Genomic DNA, 25,164 nt, shown 5'->3' with positions numbered 1-25,164 from the left:
GCGCGGTCGCGCGCGGCGCGGGCCAGATCGTGCGCCGCCTTGGCCTCGGCGACGGCGCGCGCCAGCATCTCCGCATCCTGGCCGGCGATTGCCGCGCGGACATCGTCCTCGCTGCGTCCGTCGCATTGGCCGGCGAGCCGGGCGCGCGCCTCGGCAAGGCGCGCGTCGATAGCCGCGGCCTGATCCAGCCGGTCGAGCAGCGGCCCCAGCACTTCGGCGTCATCGATATTGGTTGCCGCGAAAATCGCCGCCATCGCCGCCTGCGCCCGGGCGAGGCCGGCGGTTGCCGCCGCCATCGCCTCCTGGCGCTTCGCCAGCATGTCGGTGGCGGCGTCCGCCTTGGTGCGCGCCTGCCGCGCCTGATCGAGGCGGGCGCGCAGCCGGCGGGCGGCGGCGAACATGTCTTCGCCGGCCGGCGTCTCGCCCGCCCGTTGCAGAAGCTCCTCGACCCGCGCCGCGAAGGCGGCCTCGTCGCGCTCGATGCCGGCGATCCGGTGTTCGGCGGTGCCGAGCGCCTCGTCGAGGGCCGGTGTCTCGCGCCACAGATCGAGCGCGGCGCGCGCCTCTGCGTGCGAGGCGCCGGGGCGGATCGCCAGGTGCGGGAACAGGTCGGCGGCCTCCGCCGACAGCGCTGCGATCTCGGCCGAGAGAGCATCAGTTCGTTCGGCGATGTCCGCCGCCTGCCGGTCGAGCAGCGCGAACGCGTGGTCCTGCGCACGCGCCTGCCCGAACCGGCGTTCGAGGTCGGCCACCACCTCGCGCAGATCGGCCATGCGCGTGGGCGCGGCGCCAAGCGCCGGCAGGCCGAGGTCGAGCCGCAGCCGGTCGATCTCGGCACGCTCGAACCGCACCGCCTCGCGCTGTACCTCGCAGGCTGCCGCCTCCTGGCCCAGCGCGTCGCGCGCCGTCAGGATGGCGGCGGCCTCGCGCAGCACGGCAAGTGCCGTCTCGTCCGCAGGCAGGGTGACGCCGCTCGCCGCCCACAGCGCCTGCCATGCCGCGGCGGACGCCTCGGCCTGCGCCGTCGCCTCGGCCGCGCGCTGGCGCGTCGCCTCGATCTGCGCCTTGGTCTCGGCGATCTTGAGCTCGATCTGCGCCAGCTCCGCCAGCCGCTGCGTCTCGGTCTGGCGCTCGTCAGCCAGCCGGTCGGCGGCGGCGATCGCCGGCTCCAGCCGCAGCGCGGCGTCGCGGTCCGTGTCCGAGGCCGCCCGTTCGCCCATCGCCACCGGCCGCAGCGCCGCCCACAGATCGTCGCGGCTCCGGCGGGCGGCGGCGATCACGCTCTCGGTCGGCGCCGGCCGGCCGGCGGTCAGCGCCGCGTGCCGGGCCTCGGTCAGCGCAAGCTGCTCCGACAGTTGGCTAAGGATTTCATTTTGCCGACTCAGGGCCTCCTGCGACGCGCGCACGCCGCGCAGCGCCGCCTCGGCCGCGGCAGGCGCCGGCAGCGCCAGCGTGGCGAGCGCGTCGGGCCCGGCAATGGCAAGGCCGAGCCGCACGGTCCGCTCGGTGAGTGCCGCTTGGCCGGCGGCGAGCTTGCGGTCGAGCGTGACCAGGGCCCGCTCGCGCTCCTCGGCGCCGTCCAGCGCATCGAGCCGGCGGCGCACCGGGGTCGGGTCGGCGACATGGCCGAGCCCGGCGCGTGCCTCCTCCGCCTTGCGCCGCTGCTGGGCGAGCTTCGCCCGTTCGCCCTCCAGCGTCTCGGTGCGCGTCGCGGCGGCGGCAAGGCGGCCGGCCAGCCGTTCCGCGCGGGCGAACAGCGGCGGGCCGGGCATCCGCGCCCGCAACGCGTCGACGTCCGGTAGGTCGAGGCCCTTGGCGATGCGTTCGAGTTTGGCGCGCGCCTCGGTCGCCTCGGTGCGGCGGTTGGGCAGGCTCTTCAGCTCCTTCTCCACCGCCGCCCGCTCGTCCTCCAGCGCCTCGACCGCCTCGGCCAGCGCGAGAATGGCGTCGTCGACCGCGATCGCCGCCAGCGCCTCGCGCGCTGCCGCCTCTTCGCTGCCGGCCCGCGCCATCGCCTCCTGCGCCGGCGCGAGATCGGCGAGGGCCTTGCGGGCCCGCGCCACGAACCCGGCGGGCACCTCCGGCAGCGGCCCGAGCGCGGTGCGGGCGGCAAGCTCGCCATCGATGGTGCGCAGCTCCCGCGCGGCCAGCACCAGCGTCTGCGCCCGCGACAGCGCGAGCGCCGCCTCGATCTCCGCCGCCACCGCCGCGGCGCGCGCCTTCGCCGCGCTGTCGGCACCCTCGCGCAGCGCGCGGGCGTCCTCGACCCGCAACTCGGTGTCGCGGATCAGCCGCTGTGCCTTGGTGCGCCGGTCGAGCGCGCGATAGAACGCGGCGTTGGCATTGCGCCGGTCGGGATTGAAGATCTGGGCGGCGCCGTCGCGCAGGCGGTCGCGCAGCGCGGCGATGCGGCCGAGGCCGGGCGCCGCGGCAAGCAGCGTGTCGGCGAGGTCGCCGCCGCCCGCCAGCAGCTTGCGCCCGCCCTCGCGCAGCCGGGCTTGGTCGAGCCCGTAGATTTCGAGAAAGGCCCGCCGGTCGTGCGCGCCGAGGAAGGGGGCGAGGCAGTCGTCGGCGAGCGGCGCATCGCTCGCCGGATCGACCAGCGTCGCCGCCCGCCGCTTGAGCCGCGCGAACGCCAATGTCCGCCCGTCGCCGCCGGCCACCTCCGCCGACAGCCGCATGCTCTTGTAGTCGTGCAGGAAGCTGAAGCGCGAACGCTCCTCGATGCCGAACAGCGCGTCGGCCACCGCGGCGAGCGCCGTGCTCTTGCCGGCCTCGTTGGCGCCGACAATCACGGTGAGCCGCGCGCGCGGATCGAAATCGAGCCGCCGCCCGGTGAAGCAGCCATAGCGGTCGAGCCCCAGCGCGCTGAACCTCATGCTTCGCGCTCCGGCTCGGCGTCGGCGATCGCCGTCATCGCCGCATCCCTGGCGGCGGCGATCGCCGCTTCGGCCAGCGCCTCGCCATCGGCGCCGCCCAGCCCGAGCAGGTCGAGCGCCTCGGCCGGCGTCTTGCTGCGCAGATCCGCCAGCGTGCGCTGAATGTCGGCGCGGAACGCCGGGTCGGCGGCGACCTCGGCGACGATCTCGTCGAAGCCGGCGATCGCCGACAGCGACATCCCGCGCCGCCGCGGCCGGGTGGCGAGGCAGACCTTCTCGATCAGCACATCGCTGCCGGCATCCCAGGCGAGCGCCTGCATCTCCTCGCTCACCTGCTCGGTCCGGGCGTGCAGATGGTCGTGTAGCGCGGTCTCGCCGGCGAGCGTCAGCCGCAGCGCCAGCGGCCGGCCGTCCGCGGCCTCGCGGGCCGTGGCGATGGCCGCGCGCGCCGCGCGGGCGAGGTCGGCCGGCGCCTCGATGTCGGCAAGGTCGAGCGTGCGGTGATCGAAGCGCGCCGCATCCAGCGTGCGCGCCTCGACCGCGCGGATGCGCCCGCCCTCGACGCGCACCAGCGTCGCACCTTTCGGCCCGGTCTCGCGGGCGTGGCGGCCCTGCAGATTGCCGGGGAAGACGATGAACGGATCCTCCGCCACCACCTCGCGCTGGTGCACATGGCCGAGCGCCCAGTAATCGTAGCCGGTCTGCTTCAGGTCCTCGATCGAGCAGGGGGCGTAGACGTCGTGGCCGTCGCGCCCGGTCAGCGAGGTGTGCAGCACGCCGATATTGAGGCGGCCGGGCGCGGCCGGCGGATAGGTCCGCGCCACGTTCTCTGCGACATGGCGGCCGGCGAAGCCGCGCCCGTGCAGCACCACGCCCAGATCCTCGATCGCGATGCTCTCGACCGCGCGCACCGAGAAGCTGTGGACGGCGTCGGGCAGCGGCAACTGGCGGGTGATGACGGATTCGGCGTCATGATTGCCACGCACCAGGAACACCCGGATTCCCGCCTGCGCCAGCCGCCCCATCTGCCGCGCGAACACCTGCCCGGTGGCATAGTCGCGCCAGTCGCCGTCATAGAGGTCGCCGGCGATGATGACGAAGGCGACCCGCTCGGCGATCGCCGCATTCACCAGATTCTCAAGCGCGCGGCGCGACGCCTCGACGAACGCGCCCGCCACCTCGCCGCGCCGCGCCAGACCGCGCAGCGGGCTGTCGAGATGCAGATCGGCGGCGTGGAGGAACTGGAACGACGCGGCCGGCATGCGAGGCTATGACATTGTGGTCGGGATCCCGTTTCCGGATCGGAGCGGGTGCGGCAGCGAAACCTAATACAAAATCCAGCCGGGGGTGTCGCACCATGCGTCATCCCCTGGAATCATGGCGTGCGGTGGATTATATGACCATCTGCATGGTCAGGAGAGCGGGGATGGACGCGATCAGTCTGGCGGATGCCAAGGCGCACCTGAGCGAGCTTGTCGACCGGGTCGAGGCCGGCGAATCCATCGACATCACAAGGCGCGGCAAGCCGGTGGCCCGGCTCACGGCTGCGGCCAAGCGGCGCCAACCGGTCGATCTCGCGGCACTCCAGGCGCTCACCGCAACCATGCCGCCGGCCGCCGAGAGCGCTGCCGAACTGGTGCGAATGATGCGGGATGGCGAGCGCTATTGATGCTCTATCTCGACACTTCGCTGATCGTCGCGGCGCTGTCCAACGAAGCGGCGACCGCGCGGGTTCAGCGCTGGCTGGCAGAGCAGGACCCGGCGCAGCTTGTCATCAGCGACTGGACCATCACCGAGATGTCCTCCGCCTTGGCGATCAAGCTTCGGACGGGACAGATCAATCTCGATCAGCGGGCGGCGGCGCTGGCGATGTTCAACCGGCTGGCCGCGGACAGCTTCACCGTGCTGCCGGTGACCGGCGGGCATTTCCGGACGGCGGCGAAGTTCGTCGACCAGCACGCGCTGGGCCTCAGGGCCGGCGACGCGCTGCACCTCGCTACTGCCTCCGACCACGGCGCGACGGTGGTGACGCTCGACCAGCGCCTCGCCGCGGCCGGGCCGGTCCTGGGCGTGCCGACGCAGGGGGTGGGGTGAGTGGGGGGGCGCGCTAGAATTTGAGCAGGTTTGTCTTCCCGATACGTTCGAGTTCGCCAGCGAACCAACACCTATAAGCTTGCCCCACAGATTCTAACTCATCTGCCAAATCAAACTCTGTGATACCAAAATCATCTGGCATCGAAAATTTAAAAGACTCTCTTATAAGTCTTTGCACAATGTAATCATAACCAACGCTCGGGTCTTCGTGAAAATTTATCGCACAGATACCTAATTGTTGATATATTAAAGGATCTATGATTGTATATATAAACTCCAGGGAGAGTCTTCCAAGCTCCACATCTTTCGGAGCGCAGAAGTGCTGGATAGCGTTGCGAGCGCGCCTTAATCTCTCGTAACAAGAGGGACTTGGCAACCGAATTCCAGTCGAAACCCAAAGGACCTGAGGAAGTCTCTCAAAATCATGCGTCTTGCCCTTCTGTAAAAGGCTAGAAAGATCAATATCCGATGAAGAACCGTCGTCAATGCTAAATATTTCTCTAAATATAAGAAGAGGGTGTTCAAGCGCTATTATTGTTTTTAAGAAAAGCTCCCCTGTGTGGGCTGCATTTAAGATAGACAATACATCCCAGTGGTCATTGCGAGGATCTACATAAACCGCATGCGTATTTGCTTGCGTTAAAGACGCGATTGCCAGCTTAAAAATTCGCTGCGGAATCTGCCGCAATTCCTCATTCATAAGGGTGATCGGCGCCAAATGGCGTCGCCTCGCTCACTCCCACTCGATCGTCCCCGGCGGCTTCGACGTCACGTCATAGACCACGCGGTTGACGCCCTTGACCTCGTTGATGATCCGCGTCGCGGCGTGGGCGAGGAACTTCATGTCGAAGGCGTAGAAGTCCGCCGTCATGCCGTCGACGCTGGTTACCGCGCGCAGCGCCACCACATTGTCGTAGGTGCGCCCGTCGCCCATCACGCCCACGGTGCGCACCGGCAGCAGCACCGCGAACGCCTGCCAGATCTCGTCATAGAGCCCGGCGCGGCGGATCTCCTCGATGAAGATCTCGTCAGCGAGGCGCAGGATATCGAGCTTGTCCTTGGTGATCTCGCCGGGGCAGCGGATGGCGAGGCCCGGCCCCGGGAAGGGGTGGCGTCCGACGAACACCTCGGGCAGGCCGAGCTCGCGGCCGAGCGCGCGCACCTCGTCCTTGAAGAGTTCGCGCAGGGGCTCGACCAGCTTCATGTTCATGCGTTCGGGCAGGCCGCCGACATTGTGGTGGCTCTTGATCGTCACCGACGGCCCGCCGGTGAACGACACGCTCTCGATGACGTCGGGATAGAGCGTGCCCTGGGCGAGGAAGCTGGCGCCGCCGACCTTTTTCGCCTCCGCCTCGAACACGTCGATGAACAGCTTGCCGATGGTCTTGCGCTTGACCTCGGGATCGGTGACGCCGGCCAGCTCCTTGAGGAACAGCGCCTCGGCCTCCACCAGCACCAGCGGGATGTTGTAGGCGTGGCGGAACAGCGCCACCACCTTCTTGGCCTCGCCGGCCCGCAGCAGGCCGTGGTCGACGAACACGCAGGTGAGCTGGTCGCCGATCGCCTCGTGCAGCAGCACCGCGGCCACCGCCGAGTCGACGCCGCCGGAGAGGCCGCAGATCACCCGCTCCTTGCCAACCTGCGCGCGGATGCGGGCGATCGCCTCATCCTTGAAGGCGCGCATGGTCCAGTCGCCCTTGGCGCCGGCAATCTTGCGGACGAAATTGCGCAACAGCGCGCCGCCGTGCGGGGTGTGCACAACTTCCGGGTGAAACTGCACGCCGAAGAAGCGGCGCTTCTCGTCGGCGATGGCCGCGAACGGCGCGTTGGGCGACACGCCGATGACCGAGAAGCCCTCCGGCAGGGCCGTGACGCGGTCGCCATGGCTCATCCACACCGGATACTTCTCGCCCATCCGCCACACGCCGTCGAACAGCGCGGATTCGGCGGTCACCTCCACCTCGGCGCGGCCGAATTCGCGGTGGTGGCCGCCCTCCACCGTGCCGCCGAGCTGGGCCACCATGGTCTGCTCGCCATAGCAGATGCCGAGCACCGGCACGCCGGCGTCAAAAATCGCCTGCGGCGCCCGCGGCGAGGCCATCTCGGTCACCGAGGCCGGGCCGCCCGACAGGATGACGCCGATCGGCCGCATCGCCGCAAAGGCGGCTTCGGCGGCCTGGAACGGCACGATCTCGCAATAGACCCCTTCCTCCCGTACCCGGCGGGCGATGAGCTGGGTCACCTGGGAGCCGAAATCGACGATGAGGATCTTGTCGTGGAGCGAATCTTGGAGAGAAGCCGCCTGGGTCATGTGCCGTCGGTTCCGGGCCGCTGACTGTCGGCCGCCTGAGGGGATGCTGTCGGACGGGCGCGGCGAGGGCGCAGGGCGCGCCGCCGCGCGGCGAGGAGCAGGTCTCAGGCGGTTCTTGCGGCGCCGCATTCGCGCGGTCAAGCCCCGCGCGGCCGGCACGGGGTGTCAGGGGAGGGACACGCACGATCCCGGCGCCGCGCAGCCCGCACCGGCACCGGGAGGAATTGTCGTGGGAGGCGGTCTCACGCCGAAAATCCCCGCTCGGGCGGGGAGCTTCGGCAGCGGGACAAGGGCGACCCGGCCCGATCAGCCGAACGCCGGCTCACTGCCGCAGCGGCTCACCTTCGCCCGGGTTCAGCTTCGCTGCGGCGTGTAGTTGTCGCGCACATAGCTCTCGCGGAAACCGGCGCGAACGATGTTGGCATAGGACGAATGGTCGTCGCCCATGCTCGGCTCGTCGTCCCGCGCGCAGGTGGCGATGGTCCGGCAGCCGAGGTCGAGCGCGGCGGTGATGCGCGCCGACAGCAGCGCCGAATGGCTGCCCTTGCCGCGGAAGTCGCGGGCGGTGGCGCACCAGTCGAGCCAAGCGGTCTCGCCGGAGATGAACACCGCGCCGGCGCCGGCCGGCTTGTCGTCGGCGAAGCTCATGAAGGCGTGCCAGCCCGGGGCGGAGGGCAGGCGCGACAGCCAGCCCTCGGCCGCCTGACCGAGGCCCAGCGCGCTGCAGATGATGCGCGCGAAGGCCAGCCCGTCCTCGGCACCGACCCGCCGCACGTCGAAGTGGTGGGGCCGGGGCAACGGCGGGGCGGAGCGCCCGCGCACGAACTTCATCCAGCCCGGCGCCCGCACCAGACCGCGCCCGGCGATCCAGTTGGCCGCCCGGGTCGGCGCGGCGTCGGGGTGCCAGTGGACGATGTAGTTGGCGACGCCCGCGCGCTCATAGGCGTCGGCCACGGCCGAGATCAGGTCCGGCTCGGCCGGCCGGTCGAGGCCGAGGCCGATGGCGCGGTTCACCGCGGTGGCGCTGGGCGGCAGCTTGGCGGCGATCGATACGGTGGTGCCGCCAATGGTCTCGATCGACAGCCCGGCCGCCTTGCGGTCGAGGTCGGTTGCACTTTGATGCAAGGAGATGAGCGCGTCGCGCTCGATCGCTTCGATTTGGAACACCTTGGTCCTCCCGTATTCCCCAAAGTGCCGCCGTGTTTTCTATCGGCGGTCGGTTGTTAATGAAATCATATGCGACCAATTCGGCCGGATCCCTGCGACATTATGACAAGGTTACAGGCGCTACCGGTTGGCACCGGCGGCGGGCGAGTCGGGATAGGGCTGGAAAGGGAAGCAGGCGCGGCAAATCGCGCCGGTGCCGCAGCCGGCGGTTCGAGGCTACCGGCGTGGCGCAGGTTGTGTCAGGGTATCCCGCTACAGTAACGGGAAATATCGACTCAAGTCAGAGGTTTATGAGGGAAAACCCGGTGCCGCCGTCGCGCCGGGCGGCCGCTCCATCCGGCGCGGTTGCGGCGCTGTGAAGCGCCGGCCGCGCGTCCGGGGCGGTCAGCGCAGCAAGGTTCCCAGCCGCAGCACGGTCTGCGGCGAAAGATCTTCGGTCTCTGCCGGCGGCGACGGCGGGGCGGCGGGACCGACATCGGCCGGCGGCCGCAGCGGCCCCCACACACCTTTTGGTTGCGGCGAGGCGATCGGCGGCTCCGGTTTCACCGGCGCCGCGGCGCTGGGCGGCGGGAGGTCGGGGACCGCCGGCACGGGCGCCTCGACCGCCGGGCGAGTCTCCGGGCGAGTCTCAAAGTGTGGCGTCTCAGCCCGCGGCGTCTCGACCCGCGGCGACTCCGCATGCGGCACCTCCGGGCGTGGCGCCTCGCGGCGCGGCAAAGCGGCGTGCAGCGTCGCCGGGCGCGGCACCGGCACCGGCACCACCGCGAGCCCGGCGGCCGGCTGCGCCGCGCCCTGCGGCGGAGCGGGTTGAGCCACGACGGGCTGAGGCGCCGCTGTCTGCGTAACCGCCTGCGCCGGGCCCGCAGCCGGCGCGGCCTCGGCCTTGGCCAGCTCGGCGCGGAACACCTCGACCGCGTCGGGATCGGCCGCGGCGCATTGCTGCGCGAACGCCTCGACATCGCGGCGCATCAACCGGCGGCGAGTGTCGGGATCGACATTGCGGTCGAGGGTGGCGACGAGCGAGGCGCGCAGCGTCTTGCAGGTTGCAGCGGTCGACAGATTGGCGTTGTAGACCGAATAGGCGCCGGTGACGCCGATCGGCACCGCCAGCACGGCGCTGACCGCCTGCATGACGGTGACCACCCGCCCGATCCTGGAGAGCAGGCCGCGCGGCGCGGCGGCGTGCGGGTCCGCGGTGGTGTGGTCCAAAGCGCGGGGGGCGGAATTCACGGGCGACCTCGGCCGTTGATGGAAAACACGAAACCCCGGCCGCAGCGGCCGGACGGCCGATTACTTCCCCACCGAAGGGACGATTTCATGCCGGGATCTTGACCGGGCCCGGCGAAATCCCGCCGGCTTTGCGGCAAGGCTCAATCTGGCCGTATTTTCAATCCTTGCGTGTCATGAGAGACAGGAAGAATCCGTCCGTGCCGGTGCGCAGCGGTGTCATGGTGAGGCCGACATCACTGCAGCGCACCGCCTCCGCGAACGTTGCGGCGCCGTTCGCCGACGCTGCGTCGTCGCCTGCAGTCGCTGCCGCGCTTTTGGCCAGCGTTGCGGCGACGCTCTCCGGCGCAACGGCGCGCCAGCCCGGCGTCGCAGCTATGAAGCGGCGGATCTGGCCCTCATTCTCCTCCGGCAGCACCGAGCAGGTGACGTAGGCGATGCGTCCGCCCGGCTTGACGTAGCGGACGGCCTGATCGAGCAGCTCGGCCTGCTCCTTCACGCGCTGCTCGACGGCGCCGGGGCGCAGCCGCCACTTGGCGTCGGGATTGCGGCGCCACGTGCCGGTGCCGGTGCAGGGGGCATCGACCACCACCAGATCCATGTGGCCGGCAAGCTCGGCCAGCACGTCCTGCTTGCCCCGCGGCGCGCGGACCTGGACGTTGCGGGTCGAAGCGCGCTCCAGCCGCGCGAAGATCGGCGCGAGCCGGCGGCTGTCGGCATCGAACGCGAACACCTGGCCGCGATTGGCCATCAGCGCGGCGAGCGCCAGCGTCTTGCCGCCGCCGCCGGCGCAGAGGTCGAGCACCTGTTCGCCGGCCTTGGCGCCGGTGAGCAGCGCCGCAAGCTGCGAGCCCTCGTCCTGGATCTCGATCTGCCCCTTGAGGAAAGCGGGCTCGGCCTGCACCGCCGGGCTCTTGCCCTCGGCCGGCACGAGGATGCGCAGCCCGTCCGGCGACCAAGGGGTGTCGGCGGCATGGAGGTGGGCGAGCGCGGCCCTGGCGGCGGCGCGGCCGGTCCTCAGCCGGTTGACGCGCAGGTCGAGCGGCGCCCGTGCCGCCAGCGCCCGCGCCTCCTCGATGCGGGCGTCGCCGAACGCCGCCGCCAGCCGGCCGTCGAGCCATTCGGGATAGTCGCCGGCCACCCAGGCCGGGGCGCCTTCGAGGCTCGCGGTGGCGAGGCGTTCCCGCTCGGACTCGGTCAGCGGGGCAGGGGCGTGGGCCGAGCCGTCGAACAGCCGGGCGATGGCCTCGGCATCGAGGCCGCGGGCGAGACGCAGGGTGCCCAGCATCACCGCGCGCGGTGTCGCCGCATCGAGCAGCCACGTCGCCGAGGCCTGCCGGCGCAGCGCGTCATAGACGAGGCCGGCGATGGCGGCGCGGTCGCCCGAGCCGGCGAAGCGATGATGGGCGCCCCAGTCCTTCAGCGCCTCGGCCGCCGGGCGGCGGCGGGCGTCGAGGTCGGCGAGGATGTCGATGGCGGCTTGCAGGCGGGCTGAAGGGGTCATGCCCCTCTGTCGCGGCGCGGGCGGGAAAGATCAAGGCAAAGATCGCGGGCGCGGCGCCGGTTTCCTGGCTCGTCATCCCGGGCGAGGCGGAGCCGAGACCCGGGACCGTCATCCGGAAAGGGTCCCCGTCCTGAAAACGGTCCCGGCTCGCGCGGCTGGTGCCGCTTGGCCGGGACGACGACTTCTCCCCATGTCGTCCCGGACTTCGCAGCGCGAAGACCCGGGACCGTCCATCCGGAAAAGGGATCCGGTCAGCGCATCACCACCACCTTGGCGCCGAGCCGCACGCGGTTGTACAGGTCGATCACGTCGGCATTGAGCATGCGGAAGCAGCCCGAGGAGACGGCCTGACCGATGGTCTCCGGCTCGTTGGAACCGTGGATGCGGTAGAGCGTCGAGCCGAGATAGATGGCGCGGGCGCCGAGCGGATTGTCTTCGCCGCCGGCCATGTAGCGCGGCAAATCGGGCCGGCGCTTCAGCATTTCCGACGGCGGCCGCCAGTCCGGCCATTCCTCCTTGCGGCTGACGCTGTGGGTGCCGCCCCACTGGAAGCCCTGGCGGCCGACGCCGATCGAATACATCAGCGCCCGCCCGCCGGGCTGCACCAGATAGAGCCGGCGCTGGGTGGTCGAGATCAGGATGGTTCCCGGCGCCTCGCGCCCGGCATAGGAGACCATGGTGCGGGTGGTGCTGCGCGCCGCCGGCTCGGCCTGATAATTGGCCTGGTAACCGGACTGCGACGGCTGGCGGTAATAGGTCGAGGGCCCGCGCTCGAACGGGAACAGGAACGCCACCTCGCGATAGTCCGCGGGGTCGAGCGACATCGGTTCGCCGACGCTCACCGGCCCGGCCGAGGCAATGCCGGCGGTTCCGATCAGGGTGGCGGCAAAGGCACAGGCGAAAACGAAACGGCGCATGACGGTCTCCCTGGGTTCTTGGTGCCCGTCGTTCTTTGTGCCCGTCATGGGTCGGTGCACGCGGCCGGACGGCTCGAACCTCTGGGGAGGCAACGCCGAGGAGCTTGAGCGGATGCGTGGGTGTGCGACTTTTTTCGATCACAGACGCGTGATCGCGGCCGGCCGACACCAAATCGTCCATTTTTCGGCGGGTGCGACGTAAGAACGCGCGTCGTCCTGGGCGCTCCAAAGGGCGTCGTCGCGGGCGAACGTGGGCGAGACTTGGGACCGTCCGTCTTCGTGGTTCGTCGTCCCGGGCGAGGCGGAGCCGAGACCCGGGACCGTCCTCCGGAAAGGGCCCCCTTCCTGAAAACGGTCCCGGCTCGCGTAGCTGCCGCCGCTTGGCCGGGACGACGACTTCTTTCCTGTCGTCCCGGGCTTCGCAGCGCGAAGACCCGGGACCATCCGTCCGTCTTCGTGGTTCGTCGTCCCGGGCGAGGCGGAGCCGAGACCCGGGACCGTCCTCCGAAAAAGGGCCCCCGTCCTGAAAACGGTCCCGGCTCGGACGCTCCGCGTCCGTCCGGGACGACGACCTTTGGCATGCCGGGACGACGCGACAGTGCCCGCGTGATAAGGATGGGGCAGCACGCAAGGACACGCGAGGAGGGGACCATGGCCGAGCAGCCGACCGCGCCGGACACCGCCGGTGTCATCGCCCCGCCGCCGGTGATCGCGGCTGTTGCGCTGGCGCTGGCGCTCATGCTCGACATGGTTTGGCCGAGCACGGTGCTGCCGGCCATCGGCTTCTTTCTCCGCCAGATCCTGGCGGCGCCGCTGATCGCCGCCGCCGTGGCGCTGGCGCTCTCGGGCGAGCGCGGCTTCAAGGCGGCGGGCACCACGCCGCTGCCCTGGCGGCCGAGCACGGCGCTGGTGACCACCGGCCTCTATGGCCGCGTGCGCAACCCGATGTATGTCGGCCTGATCCTGCTGCTGGTGGGGCTGGCGCTGGCGTTGGCCTCGGACTGGCTGATCGTGATGGCGGTGCCGGCGGCGCTGGTGCTGCATTACGGCGTGGTGCTGCGCGAGGAGCGCTACCTCGAAGCCAAGTTCGGCGACGACTATCGCCGCTACAAGGCCGAGGTGCCGCGCTATGGCTGGCCGCCGATAAAGGGCTGAGCGCGCCCGAAAGGGTTGGGTCGTCGTCCCGGGCGAGCGTGAGCGAGACCCGGGAGCGTACATCTTCGTGGTCTGTCGTCCCGGGCAAGCGGCGGCAGCCGCGCGACCCGGGACCGTCATCCGGAAAAGGGCGCCCCTTTCTGAAATCGGTCCCGGCTCGGCGCCGGATGCTGCGCACCCTGCGCCGTCCGGGACGACGTGAAGCGGAAAACGGTCCCGGCTCGGCGTCGGATGCTGCGCATCCTGCGCCGTCCGGGACGACGGGTGACGCTGCGCCATTTCGTCCGACGCGGGCGATGCCTGCTGGCATTCGGTAGCAAGAAGTAGCAATATTTCCCACGGGGCCGATATTTCCGAATGGGCAAGGGCTCGCTACGGGACCGTCATGGCGAATATCGAGAAGATCAGCGTCGCGCTCACCGGCGAACAGGTGTCGGCCATCCGCGCCGCGGTCGATGGCGGCGAGTATGCCACCACCAGCGAGGTGGTCCGGGAGGCGATCCGCGACTGGCAGGCCAAGCGGCAACTGCGCCAGGACGACATCAACCGCCTGCGCAAGCTGTGGGACGATGGTCTCGCCAGCGGCGATGCTGGCCCCGTCGACATGACCGAGCTGCGCCGCGAAGCCCGGGCGCGTCTCGAGGCGGCGCGGAAAACCGCTCCCGATGTCGCCTGACGTTTCCTTGCCGGTTTCCTGGACGCAGGCGGCGCGGGAAGACCTTCTGCAGATCATGGTCGCGCATTGCATCACGCGTCCTGATGCTTCCGCCGCTGCGCGGGGTGCTTGATGTTGAGGATGATGGTTTCTTCGGCTGCGTCATCGACCGTGTAATAGACGAGGTAAAAGTATTTCCGGGTAACGAGTTTTCGCACGCCTTCGGCATCCTGGCGCCGCCCGGCGCAAGGGAACACTATCAGATTCTGAATGCTGTCAAGGATAGCAGCCCGTACTCGCAATGCTGCGGCGGGATTGTGGATGCGAATATCAGCGGCGATGCGGACAAGGTCCGCAACAGCCTCAGGGGTGTAGCGAAGTTTCATTCCTCAAAAGCGCGGAACGCGGCCTCAACCTCTTCATCGGTCGCAAACTCACGCCGCTTGGCTTGAGCAAGGCTCTTCAGCACATCCGGCAGGTGCTCGGGGTCGATCTCTTCCGGCTCCGCCGATTGCGCAAGGGACATCATCAGCCGCGCAATCTCATCCTGCACGTCAGGTGGCAGCGTGCGGGCGATCTCGACGGCCTGTTCGAGCAGCTTGGTCATGCCATCAAGAATAGGGAACAAGACGGCCCGCGTGAAGGACGTCCCACCCGGCTTGCGCCCTGCCCCTTTCGCTGGCGCCCGGCATGGCTTAAGCCGGCGCCACCATCCACGCGCGGCGCCAGTGACGCCGCGCCCCTTCCCGTCCGCGAAAGGACCTTCGCGCCCGCCGATACGCCGGCGGTGCCTGCCGAAGTTCTTGCCCGGCATCGAAGAAGCCCCGAAGGTTCATGATCCGTCTCGAAAACATCTCCAAGCAGAACGGCCACCAGATCCTGTTCATCGAGGCCTCGGCCGTCCTGCTCAAGGGCGAGAAGATCGGCCTCGTCGGCCCCAATGGCGCCGGCAAGACCACGCTGTTCCGCATGATCACCGGCGAGGAAGCCCCCGACGAAGGCAATGTGTCGGTCGATCGCGGCCTCACCATCGGCTACTTCAACCAGGACGTCGGCGAGATGAGCGGCCACAGCGCGGTGGCCGAGGTGATGAACGGCGCGGGGCCGGTGAGCGAGGTGGCGGCGGAGCTCAAGGAGCTCGAGCACGCCATGGCCGACCCCGACCAGGCCGACGACATGGACGACATCATCGCCCGCTACGGCGAGGTGCAGCACCGCTTCGAGGAGCTCGACGGCTACGCGCTGGAGGGCCGCGCCCGCGAGGTGCTGGCCGGGCTCGGCTTCTCCGACGAGATGATGGACGGCGATGTCGGCAAGCTCTCCGGCGGCTGGAAGATGCGCGTGGCGCTGGGGCGCATCCTGCTGATGCGGCCCGACGTGATGCTGCTCGACGAGCCCTCGAACCACCTCGACATCGAAAGCCTGATCTGGCTCGAGGAGTTCCTGGGCGGCTTCGAGGGCGCGCTGATGATGACCTCGCACGACCGCGCCTTCATGAACCGCATCGTCTCGAAGATCGTCGAGATCGATGGCGGATCGCTCACCACCTACTCCGGAAACTACGAGTTCTACGAGGAGCAGCGGGCGCTGGCCGAGAAGCAGCAGCAGGCGCAGTTCGAGCGCCAGCAGGCGATGCTGGCCAAGGAGATCAAGTTCATCGAGCGCTTCAAGGCGCGCGCCTCGCACGCCGCCCAGGTGCAGAGCCGGGTGAAGAAGCTGGAGAAGATCGAACGCGTCGAGCCGCCGCGCCGCCGTCAGAGCGTGATGTTCGAGTTTCCGCCCGCGCCGCGCTCGGGCGAGGACGTGGTGGCGCTCAAGGGCGTCCACAAGGGCTATGGCTCAAAGCGCATCTATGAGGGTCTCGACTTCATGGTCCGCCGCCGCGAGCGCTGGTGCGTGATGGGCGTCAACGGCGCCGGAAAATCGACGCTGCTGAAGCTGGTGGCCGGCACCACCGAGCCGGACCAGGGCACGGTGACGCTCGGCGGCAGCGTGAAGATGGGCTATTTCGCCCAGCACGCGATGGATCTGCTGAGCGGCGAGCGCACGGTGTTCGAGACGCTGGAAGACGCGTTTCCGCACGCCGGCCAGGGCTCGCTGCGCACGCTCGCCGGCTGCTTCGGCTTCTCGGGCGACGATGTCGAGAAGCGCTGCCGGGTGCTGTCGGGCGGCGAGAAGGCGCGCCTCGTGATGGCGCTGATGCTCTACGATCCGCCGAACTTCCTGGTGCTCGACGAGCCGACCAACCATCTCGACATGGCGACCAAGCAGATGCTGATCTCAGCACTCGCCAACTATGAGGGCACCATGCTGTTCGTCTCGCACGACCGCCACTTCCTGGCGGCGCTGTCGAACCGGGTGCTGGAGCTGACGCCCGACGGCGTGCACCAATATGGCGGCGGCTACACCGAATATGTCGCCCGCACCGGCCACGAGGCGCCGGGCCTGCGGCATTGACGCGGTTCCCGGCGAGATCGTTTCCGGCTGATCAGGCCGGAGACACGTCTCAGCGCCAGAAAAACCGTTTCAGCGCCAGAAGGTCTCGGTCTTGGGCCGGACGCCGGGCAGCAGGCCCTGCGGCGCCTGCGGGGTGGCGGGCTCGGCCTGGGCCGGCGGCGGCGCGGTCCGCCGCTGTGCCGGGCGGCGGCGCACCTTCGCCGGGGCCGGCTGGGCCTGCTCCAGCGTCGGCGCGCCGGGCGGCGGCGCCGGCATCACCGGGATCAGCGCGGGGCTTTGGCCTGCGGCCGGCGCCTGCGGCGGCTGAGCGGCGGCGGGCTCGGCGGCCTGCGGTTCGGCCGTCACAGGCTTGGCCGTCACGGGAGTGACCGCCTGAGGCTCGGCGGCCTGCGGTTCCGCGGCCCTCGGTTCAACGCTGGCCTTGGGCTCGATATCAGCCTTGGGCTCGGCAGCCTGAGGCACCGCAGCCTGCGGCACGATCACGGTCGGCTCGGCAGCCTGCGGCTCGGATGCCGTCGGCTCGGTGGCAGTTGGCTCGGTGGCGGCAGGCTCGACGAGCTTGGGCTCGACGACCGTGGGCGCCGCAGCCGCCGGCGCGACGGCTTCAGGCTCGGAAACCTTGGGCTCAACAACCTCAGGTGCCGCCGGCTGGCTCGCGGCCGGTTCTTCGGCCGCGGGGGCCGGCGCGGGGACCTTCGCCGCCGGGGCTTCCAAAACCGGGGCGCCCACAACCGGTGCTGGCGTAGCCGGCACGGGCGCGGCGGGCGCTGTCGCCTCGGCGGGCGGCGGCGCGACCGGGGCAGGCTGGGAGGCAGGCGCGAGCTGGGGCGCCGGCTGGCGCGCAGCCGGAGCGCTCGCCGGGACGATTGCCGCCGGGCTCTGCGGCGGGTGCGCCGTCTGCTCCATCTGCGACAGCCGCCAGCCGAGATAGCCGGCGAGGCCGCCCACCCAGCAGGCGGTGACCACGATCAGCGCAGCCTTGAGCGGTGAGATCGTCGGCTCGTGCACCGGAGCCACCATATCCTCGAACACGCCTCCGACCGGTTGGCGGATCGACGACGGCGAGGCCAGGAAGGTGGCCTTGCCGCGCGCGGGGCGACGGCCGAAGGAGCGCTTGAGGGGCGTGTCCTCTTCCGTCTTCGGCCCGGAGCCGGCCACAGGCGGCTCGGGCATTCTTTCGAAGCCTCGGTTCGACGACCCGATCATAATGCCCCCGGACATTCCCCACGCTCGGCAAATCACTGCCGAAACGTTAACGCCTCGAAGCGGATACCTCCAGCCCGCGGCGTGACTGTCCTGTGGACGACTCACGGTCGCAGCCGGCGGGGCGCCGGGGCGTTTCACCGGGGCGATTGCTTCAGGGCGATTGACCGGGGGCGGCCAACTTCCCATCTGTTCGTCGGCACCTGTTGCCCGGCGGGGACGGACCCTGCCGGACAGGCTGTGCCGACTTCGCCGGAACTCCGTGTCCGAAGCAGGGAGTTTCAGCGGCCGCAATGTGGAAATCCGGCCTGCAGGCTGGAAACCGCATCAGCCGTCCCGTGGAGGGGACGACCATGATCTATGTTCTCGCCATCCTGCTGCCGCCGCTCGGTCTGCTGTTCAACGGCCAGCCCTTCGCCGCGCTCGGCAATGTGGTGCTGCTGGTGGTGTGCGGCGTACTCGGCCTGCTGTTTCCCGGCCTGTGGCTGGTGCCCTCCATCCACGCCGCCGTGTCGATCTACATGACGCGCGAGGACCGCCGCCACCGCGAGCTGGTCGACGCCATCGAACGCCACGGCCCGCCGCCGGACTGGCGGCGATAGGGGGCGCCCGCAGACCGGGTTCGCCGGGCTTCGCGTCTTCAGACCGGGCTTCGCGTCGCTCTCCGGGCTTCGCGTCTTTGAATCGCAGCGCGGGCGTGCTACCAGCCGACGCCAACTCAAATTCCGAACGCCGCAAACCCCGTTTTCGAACAAGCGGGGTTCGGCGAGACCGGTTCCGGCATCCCGAAGGGATCGGCCGGAAACCGAATGGTTTTCATTTTCCAGGGGGTTGGCATGGCTCGCCTTTCGTCCACGGCATCGATCGCCGAGGCTCTCACCTTCGACGATGTCCTGCTCAAGCCCGGCCGCTCCGAGGTGATGCCGGGCGAGACCGACGTCCGCTCGCGAATCACCCGCTCGATCACCCTCAATCTGCCGCTGATCGCCTCGGCCATGGACACCGTGACCGAGTCGAAGATGGCCATCGCCATGGCCCAGGCCGGCGGCATCGGCTGCATCCACCGCAATCTCGACATCGAGGTGCAGGCCGAGCAGGTGCGCCAAGTCAAGCGCTTCGAGAGCGGCATGGTGGTCAACCCGATCACCATCCACCCCGACGCGCCGCTGGCCGAGGCGCTGCAGCTCATGAAGCGCCACGGCATTTCCGGCATTCCGGTGGTGCAGGGCGGCGCCAACGGCCAGCCCGGCCGGCTGGTCGGCATCCTCACCAACCGCGACGTGCGCTTCGCCACCAATCCCGAGCAGCCGGTCTCCGAGCTGATGACCAGGGAGAAGCTGGTCACCGTGCGCGAGGGCGTGAGCCAGGCCGAGGCCAAGCGCCTGCTGCACGCCCACCGCATCGAGAAGCTGCTGGTGGTCGACGAGGACTATCGCTGCATCGGCCTGATCACGGTGAAGGACATCGAGAAGCAGGTCGCCAATCCCAACGCCTGCAAGGACGAGCAGGGCCGGCTGCGGGTCGGCGCCGCCTCCACCGTGGGCGAAGCCGGCTTCTCGCGCTCGGAGCGGCTGATCGAGGCCGGCGTCGACCTCGTGGTGGTCGACACCGCCCATGGCCATTCGGTGCGGGTGCTGGAGGCGGTGGACCGCATCAAGCGGCTGTCGAACAAGGTACAGGTGGTGGCCGGCAACGTCGCCACCGCCGACGGCGCCAAGGCGCTGATCGATGCCGGGGCGGACGGCATCAAGGTCGGCATCGGCCCGGGCTCGATCTGCACCACCCGCATCGTCGCCGGCGTCGGCGTGCCGCAGCTCACCGCCATCATGGACGCGGTGTCGGCGGCCTCGGCCCAGGGCGTGCCGGTGATCGCCGATGGCGGCATCAAGTATTCCGGCGACCTCGCCAAGGCGCTCGCGGCCGGCGCCGAATGCGCGATGATCGGCTCGCTGCTCGCCGGCACCGACGAGACGCCGGGCGAGGTGTTCCTCTATCAGGGCCGCTCCTACAAGAGCTATCGCGGCATGGGCTCGGTGGGGGCGATGTCGCGCGGCTCGGCCGACCGCTACTTCCAGCAGGATGTCGGCGACACGCTGAAGCTGGTGCCGGAAGGCATTGAGGGGCAGGTCGCCTACAAGGGCCCGGTGGCCAATGTGCTGCACCAGCTCGCAGGCGGCCTGCGCGCCGCCATGGGCTATGTCGGCGCCAAGACCATCCCCGAGTTCCAGGACAGAGCGGAGTTCGTGCGCATCACCGGCGCGGGCCTGCGCGAAAGCCACGTCCACAACGTCTCGATCACCCGCGAAAGCCCGAACTACCCGACGCAGGTGTGATCCGAACTCCGGCCGGTCAGGCCGGAGTTCCATCGTCCGCCGCCGAAAATCCCGTTCTCGACGGTCTCTTGCAGACCTGGGGTTTTCGGCGAGGCCGGTTACGTTATCGCAAAGGGAGCGGCCCCAGCCCGCCTCACGCCGCCGCGCGCTTGGCGCTCGCGCGGGCTGCCGGATCGAACCGGAGCTCGGAGGGCGGCATCGGCCGCCCGAACAGATAGCCCTGGCAGTAGTCGATGCCGGCGGACTTGAGGAACGCGAAATGCTCCTCGGTCTCGACCCCTTCGGCGACGGTGGTGATGCCGATGCCGCCGGCCAGCGCGATCACCGATGCGACGATGGCCTCGCAGTCCTTGCGCTTCATCAGGTTCATCGTGAAGTACTTGTCGATCTTGAGGGTGTCGAACGGGAACTTCATCAGGTAGCTCAGCGACGCGTAGCCGGTGCCGAAGTCGTCGAGCGCCACCGAGATGCCGAGCTCGCGCAGCCGCTTGATCAGATCGAGATTGCTCGCCGCGCTTTCGAGCAGCACGCTCTCGGTGATCTCGACTTCCAGCCGGTGCGGCGGCAGGCCGGATTCGGACAACGCCCGCACGATCGTGTCGAACAGCGCGCCGGAGCGGAACTGGACCGGCGACAGGTTCACCGCCACCTTGGTGTCCGCCGGCCATCCGGTCGCCGCCGCGCAGGCACAGCGCAGCACCCGCTCGCCGATCGGGATGATCAGCCCGGTCTCTTCGGCGATCGGGATGAATTCGCTCGGGGGAATGATGCCGCGCCCGGGGTGGTGCCAGCGCAGCAGCGCCTCGGCCCCGGACATCCGCCGGGTCTGCGCCGCGATCTGCGGCTGGAAATAGAGGACGAGCTCGTCCTCGGCGATGGCCCGGCGCAGCTCGGCGTCGATCTGCTGGCGGGCGGTGGCCTGAACCAGCATGCCGGCATCGAAGATCGCGAAGCCGTTGCGGCCGTCCGCCTTGGCGCGATCGAGCGCGAGGTCGGCATTCTTGATCAGCTCGTTCGGATCGAGGCCGTGCTCGGGCGCGAGCGCGATGCCGATGCTGGCGCTGATGACCAATTCCTGCCCCTCGATCCGGCAGGGCGCGCCGAGCTGTTCGAGGATGCGGTTGGAGAAGCCGATGGCCGCGCCGCGCTGGTCGGAGGTGTCCGACAGCAGGATGGCGAACTCGTCGCCGCCGAGGCGCGCCAGGGCGTCGGTTTCGCGCAGGCATGCGTTCAGCCGGCGCGCCACCTCGCACAGCAGCGCGTCGCCGGCCGGGTGGCCGAGCGTGTCGTTGACCTGCTTGAAATGGTCGAGATCGAGCAGCAGCACGGCGAACGTCGTGCCCCACCGCCGCAGGCGCGCGCCGGCCTCCTCGATCTTTTCGGCGAAGGTCGCGCGGTTGCAGAGGTCGGTGAGCAGATCGTGCCGCGCCATGTGCGCCACCTGCAGCTCGCTGCGGTGGCGGGCGGTGATGTCCTCGTGGGTCGTCATCCAGCCGCCGCCGTCCATCGGCTGCAGGCGCACCGAGATCACCCGCCCGTCCTCGAGCTGGTGGACGCCGGTGACGGTGGCGGCCGTCAGCCGCAGCTGGTGCTGCGACCATGCGTTCACCAGGGTGCCGCGCGCCGCGCAGGCGTCCTCGAGCCTCTTCAGCGGCGTTCCGGCCGTCACCTCGTCCGGCGTCAGGCCGTAGAGTTCGGCGAACCGGTCATTGGCGACGGTGATGCGATAGTCCTGGCCGATCATGCACAGCCCTTGCACGATGTTGCCGAGGGCGGCATCGAAGCGCGCATTGGAGACGGCAAGCTCGGCGGCGCTTTGCTGGAGCTTCAGGCCGTTCTCGCGCAGGCGGGCATCCGACCGTTCGAGGCGGCGGATCTGCATCAGGCATGCGAACAGGAAGAACGACGCGCAGAGCAGAAGAATTCCGCCGCCGGCGCAGGTGATGACGGCGCTGTCATGCCAGCGGGCCAGCGCGACGTCTTCCGTGATCGCGACGTTCAGGACGAACGGATAGTCCCGCAGCACATGCACCACGACCCAGCGCCGGCCGGGCTCGAAGATGCCCTGCGCCCTGAACGAGCCGCTGCCGGCTTCGACGATTCCGTACCATGGCGATGTTGCGGGAACCTTCATGCCGGCCCGGTCGATCGGATCCGGATAGTGCAGCAGCATCGTTCCATCACGTTTGAGGAACAGGACGCGAATGTCCTCGATCGACTCGAGAGCCGAAAACACCCTCCGGAAATAGTCGACCTCGACAGCGGCCAGAACGATCCCGAGGAAGGCGCCGTCCGGCGCCGTGAGCCGCCGTGCGAAGGCCATCGCCGGCACGCCGGTCACCTTGCCGGCAAGCGGCAGCGACGTGACCAGGGCGTCGTCGGCGCGCGCCATGATCTCCTGGAAATAGCTCCGGTCGGCGATGCTGATGCCTTTCGACCTCGGATCGGTCGATCCGAGGACATTGCCATTGGCATCGGCGATTGAGATCGTCGTCGCCTGCGGCAGCCGCTCGCGAAAGTCGCGCAGGGCCTGAGGCGACCAGCGCGTTTCGACCAGTTGACGCAGGTCCTGCGTGCCGGTGAGACCCTGTTGACCGATCTGCTCCTGCAGGCTGCGCAGGGCCAGGTCGACTGCCTGGATCGACTTCTCGACGTGCCCGCCGAGCACGATCGCCAGCCTGTTGGCGCTGTCGATCTGGCTGCTCAGCTCGTCGGCACGCATGCGCCAGACGGAAACCCCGATGGCGATGATCGACAGCAGCAGGATCGCGGCGCCGGCATAGGCGAAGCGGCGGGTGCGGAAGACGCCCGACCGCAGCCCGAGATCGTCCGGCAAAGCGCTCGCCGGACCGCGGGCATCGCCGCAATCCTTGACATCCGTTGAACATGTCGAGCGCATCGAAGGCCCTGCCTGTTACGGAAGCTGTGCTGCCGCGTCCGACGATCCGATGGGATCGGACGGCCGCTCGAAGTCTCGCGTCATCGTATTCTCATTCGCAAGAGCGGTGTCCGTTCCTGCGGCGAATACGCTAATCCGTGCAGCCTACATCAATGCTTAATCGGCGATGGATTCCTTTAAATTGTGGGGCGGTTTACAGTTACGTCCAGCACTCTTCATCGCATCTGTTGGGCATTCCGGCGCGACATGTCGCCCGAGAGGTCCGCTGCGGATGACCAAGAGGCGCCGATGAGGCCCGATGGCGGCCGCCGTCCGCGGCGGCGCGCGGCGGATCGGCCCGGCTGGAAGAGAGGGGCGGCGAGCCGGCCGCACCTCAAATCGGCCGCGCCGACGCGGGTCCGGGGAGGCGCGCTCCCCGGACTTGCTCTACGGCAATGCCGGCGCTCGATGGATGGCGCCGCGCGCCTCAGCGCGGCGGCGGCACCACCACATAGACGGTGCGGTTGCTCTGATATTGCGGCTGGAACCACGTGCTGCCGCACTGCTCGTAGGTGGTGCCGCCGACCACGACGGTTTCGCAGCCGCCGGGCAGCGTCGCCGACATGGTGCCGACCGCCAGCGCCGCGCCCACGGCGAGGCCGGCCGCGCCGGCCGCCCAGGCGCCGGGGTTGTAGTCCGGATAATAGGGCGCCGGCCAGAATCCCGGCCCCGGATAGGGCGGCGGGGGCGGGGGCGGCGGCCCCGGCGGATAAGGGCCGGGTCCCGGCGGATGAGGCCCAGGGCCGGGCGGATAAGGGCCGGGTCCCGGCGGATGAGGTCCGGGGCCGGGCGGATAGGGGCCCGGTCCCGGCGGACGGGGGCCGGGTCCGGGTTCAGGTCCGGGACGCGGCCCGGGCGGCGGTCCGGCATGTCCGCCGGGATCGTACGGCCGGGGCGGACGGTCGAAGCCATCGGGCGGAACGCGCGGCGCGTTGTAGTGCGGCGCGATGTTCATCGGCGCGCCGTGGAAGCCGCCGAAGTCCTCGCCGTGGAAGCCGCCGAACCCGCCGCCATGGAAACCGCCGAAGCCGCCGCCGTGGAAGCCGCCGAAGCCGCGCGCCGCCGCGACGTCGCACGCCAGCACGAGGCCCAGCGCCGATGCACCGAGCAGCGCGAGCCGCCGTGACCGGCGCCCCTTCTCGAACAACGATGCGGTCATCTCATTTGCCCTTCTCGGCCGCGCCGATCCGCATGATCTCGATCCGCCGCTGCTCGGCGGACGGGACGAAGGTGAAATCGGAATCCGGAATGTCGGCTCGCTCGATCCAGCTCAGCGTCACGCTGTAGCGGGGATGCGTCGGCTGGGCGCGGTCGACCAGGGTGAATTTGAGCGGCACGGGCCGGTCGCCGGTGCGGATCCAGACCTGCCAGTCGCGGTCGGCGGTGCGGAACGCCCAGTGGTCGGCCTCGACGCCGTCGACCTCCGACCGGCCCGCGGAGAAGGCGCTCTGCAGACGGTGGATCGGGCTGTGCGGCGTGCCGAGATCGAACAGATCGGCCATCGGGATCTCGATGGCGAATTTCGCCGCGGCCTCGGCGAGGGTCTCGCGGATCGTCGCCGGCACGGCGACCTGGGCGAAGTACTTTTCGCCCTTGGAGACGACGGTGAGCGTCTTGCCGTCATAGATGTATTGGCGGCCGAACAGATCGTTCTCGACATCGGCGAACAGCCTGTCGGGGCGTTTGGCGAGGTAGCGGCCGGCGCCGTCGATGGTGATCGTCTGATGGTTCCGCGCGAGGATGTCGAAGGAATAGGTGGCCTTGATCTCGAACGTCTTCAGGCCGGCGACGTAGCTGCTCATGCGTTCGAACGCCGCCACCGCGGCGGGATCGACGATGTCGGCGCGCGCCCCGGCGGGCGGCTGGGCCGCGGCCGGCGTCGGCGCCCCGGCGACCAGCAATCCGATCGCCCCGAACAGGAGCCCCAGCATTCGGGGTCTCGATTGCACAATCATGACTGTCTCTCGATTTGCGGCGGTCGAGTCGATGCCGGAGGATAGTCATAGCCGAAATTGTCAAGAAGTTCGTTACGCCGCCCGCTGTTGTCCGACCGGCGCCGATCGCAGAGCGGACGCGGGGATCCGCCAAGGATCCGCCAAGGTTCCAGCAAGCCGGCGCGGCCGGCCGGTACGACCCGCCGTGCGGCGGCACGGCCGCAATGCAGGGATGTTCGTGCCCGCGGGCGCAGGGAAAGGTGTTTCCTTGAGCCCGCCGCGCGGGCGGAAACGGTGCCGGGAGCCGGCGCTTCGGCCGGTTCAACCGCACTCGCGCGGGGTCAGGCTCAGGGTGGCGTCATACGGTTTCCGGTTGATCTTCTTCGCATA

General features: G+C 69.6%; 20 protein-coding genes and 1 pseudogene. 7 read left to right on the top strand and 14 right to left on the bottom strand.

What is annotated here, in order from left to right; all coding sequences use genetic code 11:
• Positions 1-2,321: 2,321 nt before the first annotated feature.
• A pseudogene (locus tag BLTE_RS18795) lies at positions 2,322-2,879 on the bottom strand (AAA family ATPase); the annotation flags it as partial.
• Complete coding sequence (locus tag BLTE_RS13260; RefSeq protein WP_126401145.1) at positions 2,876-4,141, bottom strand: metallophosphoesterase family protein; 1,266 nt, start codon at positions 4,139-4,141, stop codon at positions 2,876-2,878. The gene BLTE_RS13260 and the pseudogene BLTE_RS18795, both read right to left, overlap by 4 nt.
• A 164-nt stretch (positions 4,142-4,305) precedes the next feature.
• Here BLTE_RS13260 and BLTE_RS13255 point away from each other — a divergent pair, with 164 nt between their 5' ends.
• Together BLTE_RS13255 and BLTE_RS13250 are read left to right on the top strand one after the other, a co-directional pair.
• Complete coding sequence (locus tag BLTE_RS13255; RefSeq protein ID WP_126401144.1) at positions 4,306-4,548, top strand: type II toxin-antitoxin system Phd/YefM family antitoxin; 243 nt, start codon at positions 4,306-4,308, stop codon at positions 4,546-4,548.
• Positions 4,548-4,973 (top strand): type II toxin-antitoxin system VapC family toxin, encoded by a 426-nt coding sequence (locus tag BLTE_RS13250; RefSeq protein WP_126401143.1) that lies wholly within the window; start codon positions 4,548-4,550, stop codon positions 4,971-4,973. Before BLTE_RS13255 ends, BLTE_RS13250 begins: the two co-directional genes overlap by 1 nt.
• Positions 4,974-4,986: 13 nt before the next feature.
• Here BLTE_RS13250 and BLTE_RS13245 read toward each other — a convergent pair whose 3' ends face one another.
• From BLTE_RS13245 to BLTE_RS13220, 6 genes are all read right to left on the bottom strand, one after another.
• A complete protein-coding gene (locus BLTE_RS13245) occupies positions 4,987-5,691 on the bottom strand; it encodes a hypothetical protein (protein WP_244599993.1) in 705 nt (234 codons plus the stop codon).
• A gap of 15 nt (positions 5,692-5,706) precedes the next feature.
• Positions 5,707-7,284 (bottom strand): glutamine-hydrolyzing GMP synthase, encoded by a 1,578-nt coding sequence (guaA, locus tag BLTE_RS13240; protein WP_197723236.1) that lies wholly within the window; start codon positions 7,282-7,284, stop codon positions 5,707-5,709.
• Between the two features lie 354 nt (positions 7,285-7,638).
• Complete coding sequence (locus tag BLTE_RS13235; protein ID WP_126401141.1) at positions 7,639-8,451, bottom strand: GNAT family N-acetyltransferase; 813 nt, start codon at positions 8,449-8,451, stop codon at positions 7,639-7,641.
• Between the two features lie 384 nt (positions 8,452-8,835).
• Entirely contained in the window at positions 8,836-9,681 is an 846-nt protein-coding gene (locus tag BLTE_RS13230) for a hypothetical protein (RefSeq protein ID WP_126401140.1), read from the bottom strand.
• Positions 9,682-9,838: 157 nt separating this feature from the next.
• Entirely contained in the window at positions 9,839-11,182 is a 1,344-nt protein-coding gene (locus BLTE_RS13225) for an RsmB/NOP family class I SAM-dependent RNA methyltransferase (protein ID WP_126401139.1), read from the bottom strand.
• A gap of 251 nt (positions 11,183-11,433) precedes the next feature.
• Positions 11,434-12,099, bottom strand: a complete 666-nt coding sequence (locus BLTE_RS13220) for a L,D-transpeptidase (protein WP_165439199.1) — start codon at positions 12,097-12,099, stop codon at positions 11,434-11,436.
• A 651-nt stretch (positions 12,100-12,750) separates the two neighbouring features.
• On the opposite strand from BLTE_RS13220, the gene BLTE_RS13215 reads away from it, so the two are divergent.
• Both BLTE_RS13215 and BLTE_RS13210 read left to right on the top strand, forming a co-directional pair.
• The gene (locus BLTE_RS13215) at positions 12,751-13,254 is read left to right on the top strand and encodes a methyltransferase family protein (protein ID WP_160140613.1); all 504 of its coding nucleotides are present in this window, start codon (positions 12,751-12,753) and stop codon (positions 13,252-13,254) included.
• 385 nt (positions 13,255-13,639) lie between these two features.
• Positions 13,640-13,930, top strand: a complete 291-nt coding sequence (locus BLTE_RS13210; RefSeq protein WP_126401137.1) for a ribbon-helix-helix domain-containing protein — start codon at positions 13,640-13,642, stop codon at positions 13,928-13,930.
• Between the two features lie 71 nt (positions 13,931-14,001).
• On the opposite strand, the gene BLTE_RS13205 is transcribed toward BLTE_RS13210, so the two are convergent.
• Both BLTE_RS13205 and BLTE_RS13200 read right to left on the bottom strand, forming a co-directional pair.
• The gene (locus BLTE_RS13205; protein ID WP_126401136.1) at positions 14,002-14,295 is read right to left on the bottom strand and encodes a type II toxin-antitoxin system RelE/ParE family toxin; all 294 of its coding nucleotides are present in this window, start codon (positions 14,293-14,295) and stop codon (positions 14,002-14,004) included.
• Entirely contained in the window at positions 14,292-14,516 is a 225-nt protein-coding gene (locus BLTE_RS13200; protein WP_126401135.1) for a hypothetical protein, read from the bottom strand. Before BLTE_RS13200 ends, BLTE_RS13205 begins: the two co-directional genes overlap by 4 nt.
• A gap of 227 nt (positions 14,517-14,743) precedes the next feature.
• On the opposite strand from BLTE_RS13200, the gene BLTE_RS13195 reads away from it, so the two are divergent.
• Positions 14,744-16,366: an ABC-F family ATP-binding cassette domain-containing protein gene (locus BLTE_RS13195; protein WP_126401134.1), complete on the top strand. Its 1,623-nt coding sequence runs from the start codon at positions 14,744-14,746 to the stop codon at positions 16,364-16,366.
• A gap of 69 nt (positions 16,367-16,435) precedes the next feature.
• Here the strand turns inward: BLTE_RS13195 and BLTE_RS13190 are convergent, their stop codons facing one another.
• A complete protein-coding gene (locus BLTE_RS13190) occupies positions 16,436-17,539 on the bottom strand; it encodes a hypothetical protein (protein ID WP_126401133.1) in 1,104 nt (367 codons plus the stop codon).
• A gap of 383 nt (positions 17,540-17,922) precedes the next feature.
• Here BLTE_RS13190 and BLTE_RS13185 point away from each other — a divergent pair, with 383 nt between their 5' ends.
• Positions 17,923-18,171 (top strand): hypothetical protein, encoded by a 249-nt coding sequence (locus BLTE_RS13185; RefSeq protein ID WP_126401132.1) that lies wholly within the window; start codon positions 17,923-17,925, stop codon positions 18,169-18,171.
• Between the two features lie 234 nt (positions 18,172-18,405).
• Positions 18,406-19,902 carry an IMP dehydrogenase gene (guaB, locus tag BLTE_RS13180; RefSeq protein WP_126401131.1) on the top strand — a complete coding sequence of 499 codons (1,497 nt, stop codon included), beginning with the start codon at positions 18,406-18,408 and terminating at the stop codon, positions 19,900-19,902.
• Between the two features lie 133 nt (positions 19,903-20,035).
• Here the strand turns inward: guaB and BLTE_RS13175 are convergent, their stop codons facing one another.
• From BLTE_RS13175 to BLTE_RS13165, 3 genes are all read right to left on the bottom strand, one after another.
• Positions 20,036-22,738 (bottom strand): bifunctional diguanylate cyclase/phosphodiesterase, encoded by a 2,703-nt coding sequence (locus tag BLTE_RS13175; protein WP_160140612.1) that lies wholly within the window; start codon positions 22,736-22,738, stop codon positions 20,036-20,038.
• Between the two features lie 529 nt (positions 22,739-23,267).
• Positions 23,268-23,999, bottom strand: coding sequence for a hypothetical protein (locus BLTE_RS18240; protein ID WP_126401129.1), 732 nt, complete (start codon positions 23,997-23,999; stop codon positions 23,268-23,270).
• Position 24,000: 1 nt separating this feature from the next.
• Positions 24,001-24,771, bottom strand: coding sequence for a DUF2092 domain-containing protein (locus BLTE_RS13165; protein WP_160140611.1), 771 nt, complete (start codon positions 24,769-24,771; stop codon positions 24,001-24,003).
• Positions 24,772-25,164 lie beyond the last annotated feature (393 nt).

It is taken from the genome of Blastochloris tepida (genome assembly GCF_003966715.1).
Classification (GTDB): Bacteria; Pseudomonadota; Alphaproteobacteria; order Rhizobiales; family Xanthobacteraceae; genus Blastochloris; species Blastochloris tepida.
This window is presented reverse-complemented; position numbering and strand designations above follow the sequence as displayed.

Bases quoted from the DNA above. Each gene is read 5' to 3' on its own strand.
- BLTE_RS13260 (WP_126401145.1), bottom strand. From the start codon at position 4,141: ATGCCGGCCGCGTCGTTCCAGTTCCTCCACGCCGCCGATCTGCATCTC.
- BLTE_RS13255 (WP_126401144.1), top strand. From the start codon at position 4,306: ATGGACGCGATCAGTCTGGCGGATGCCAAGGCGCACCTGAGCGAGCTT.
- BLTE_RS13250 (WP_126401143.1), top strand. From the start codon at position 4,548: ATGCTCTATCTCGACACTTCGCTGATCGTCGCGGCGCTGTCCAACGAA.
- guaA (WP_197723236.1), bottom strand. From the start codon at position 7,284: ATGACCCAGGCGGCTTCTCTCCAAGATTCGCTCCACGACAAGATCCTC.
- BLTE_RS13225 (WP_126401139.1), bottom strand. From the start codon at position 11,182: ATGACCCCTTCAGCCCGCCTGCAAGCCGCCATCGACATCCTCGCCGAC.
- BLTE_RS13220 (WP_165439199.1), bottom strand. From the start codon at position 12,099: ATGCGCCGTTTCGTTTTCGCCTGTGCCTTTGCCGCCACCCTGATCGGA.
- BLTE_RS13215 (WP_160140613.1), top strand. From the start codon at position 12,751: ATGGCCGAGCAGCCGACCGCGCCGGACACCGCCGGTGTCATCGCCCCG.
- BLTE_RS13210 (WP_126401137.1), top strand. From the start codon at position 13,640: ATGGCGAATATCGAGAAGATCAGCGTCGCGCTCACCGGCGAACAGGTG.
- BLTE_RS13205 (WP_126401136.1), bottom strand. From the start codon at position 14,295: ATGAAACTTCGCTACACCCCTGAGGCTGTTGCGGACCTTGTCCGCATC.
- BLTE_RS13200 (WP_126401135.1), bottom strand. From the start codon at position 14,516: ATGACCAAGCTGCTCGAACAGGCCGTCGAGATCGCCCGCACGCTGCCA.
- BLTE_RS13195 (WP_126401134.1), top strand. From the start codon at position 14,744: ATGATCCGTCTCGAAAACATCTCCAAGCAGAACGGCCACCAGATCCTG.
- BLTE_RS13190 (WP_126401133.1), bottom strand. From the start codon at position 17,539: ATGCCCGAGCCGCCTGTGGCCGGCTCCGGGCCGAAGACGGAAGAGGAC.
- BLTE_RS13185 (WP_126401132.1), top strand. From the start codon at position 17,923: ATGATCTATGTTCTCGCCATCCTGCTGCCGCCGCTCGGTCTGCTGTTC.
- guaB (WP_126401131.1), top strand. From the start codon at position 18,406: ATGGCTCGCCTTTCGTCCACGGCATCGATCGCCGAGGCTCTCACCTTC.
- BLTE_RS18240 (WP_126401129.1), bottom strand. From the start codon at position 23,999: ATGACCGCATCGTTGTTCGAGAAGGGGCGCCGGTCACGGCGGCTCGCG.
- BLTE_RS13165 (WP_160140611.1), bottom strand. From the start codon at position 24,771: ATGCTGGGGCTCCTGTTCGGGGCGATCGGATTGCTGGTCGCCGGGGCG.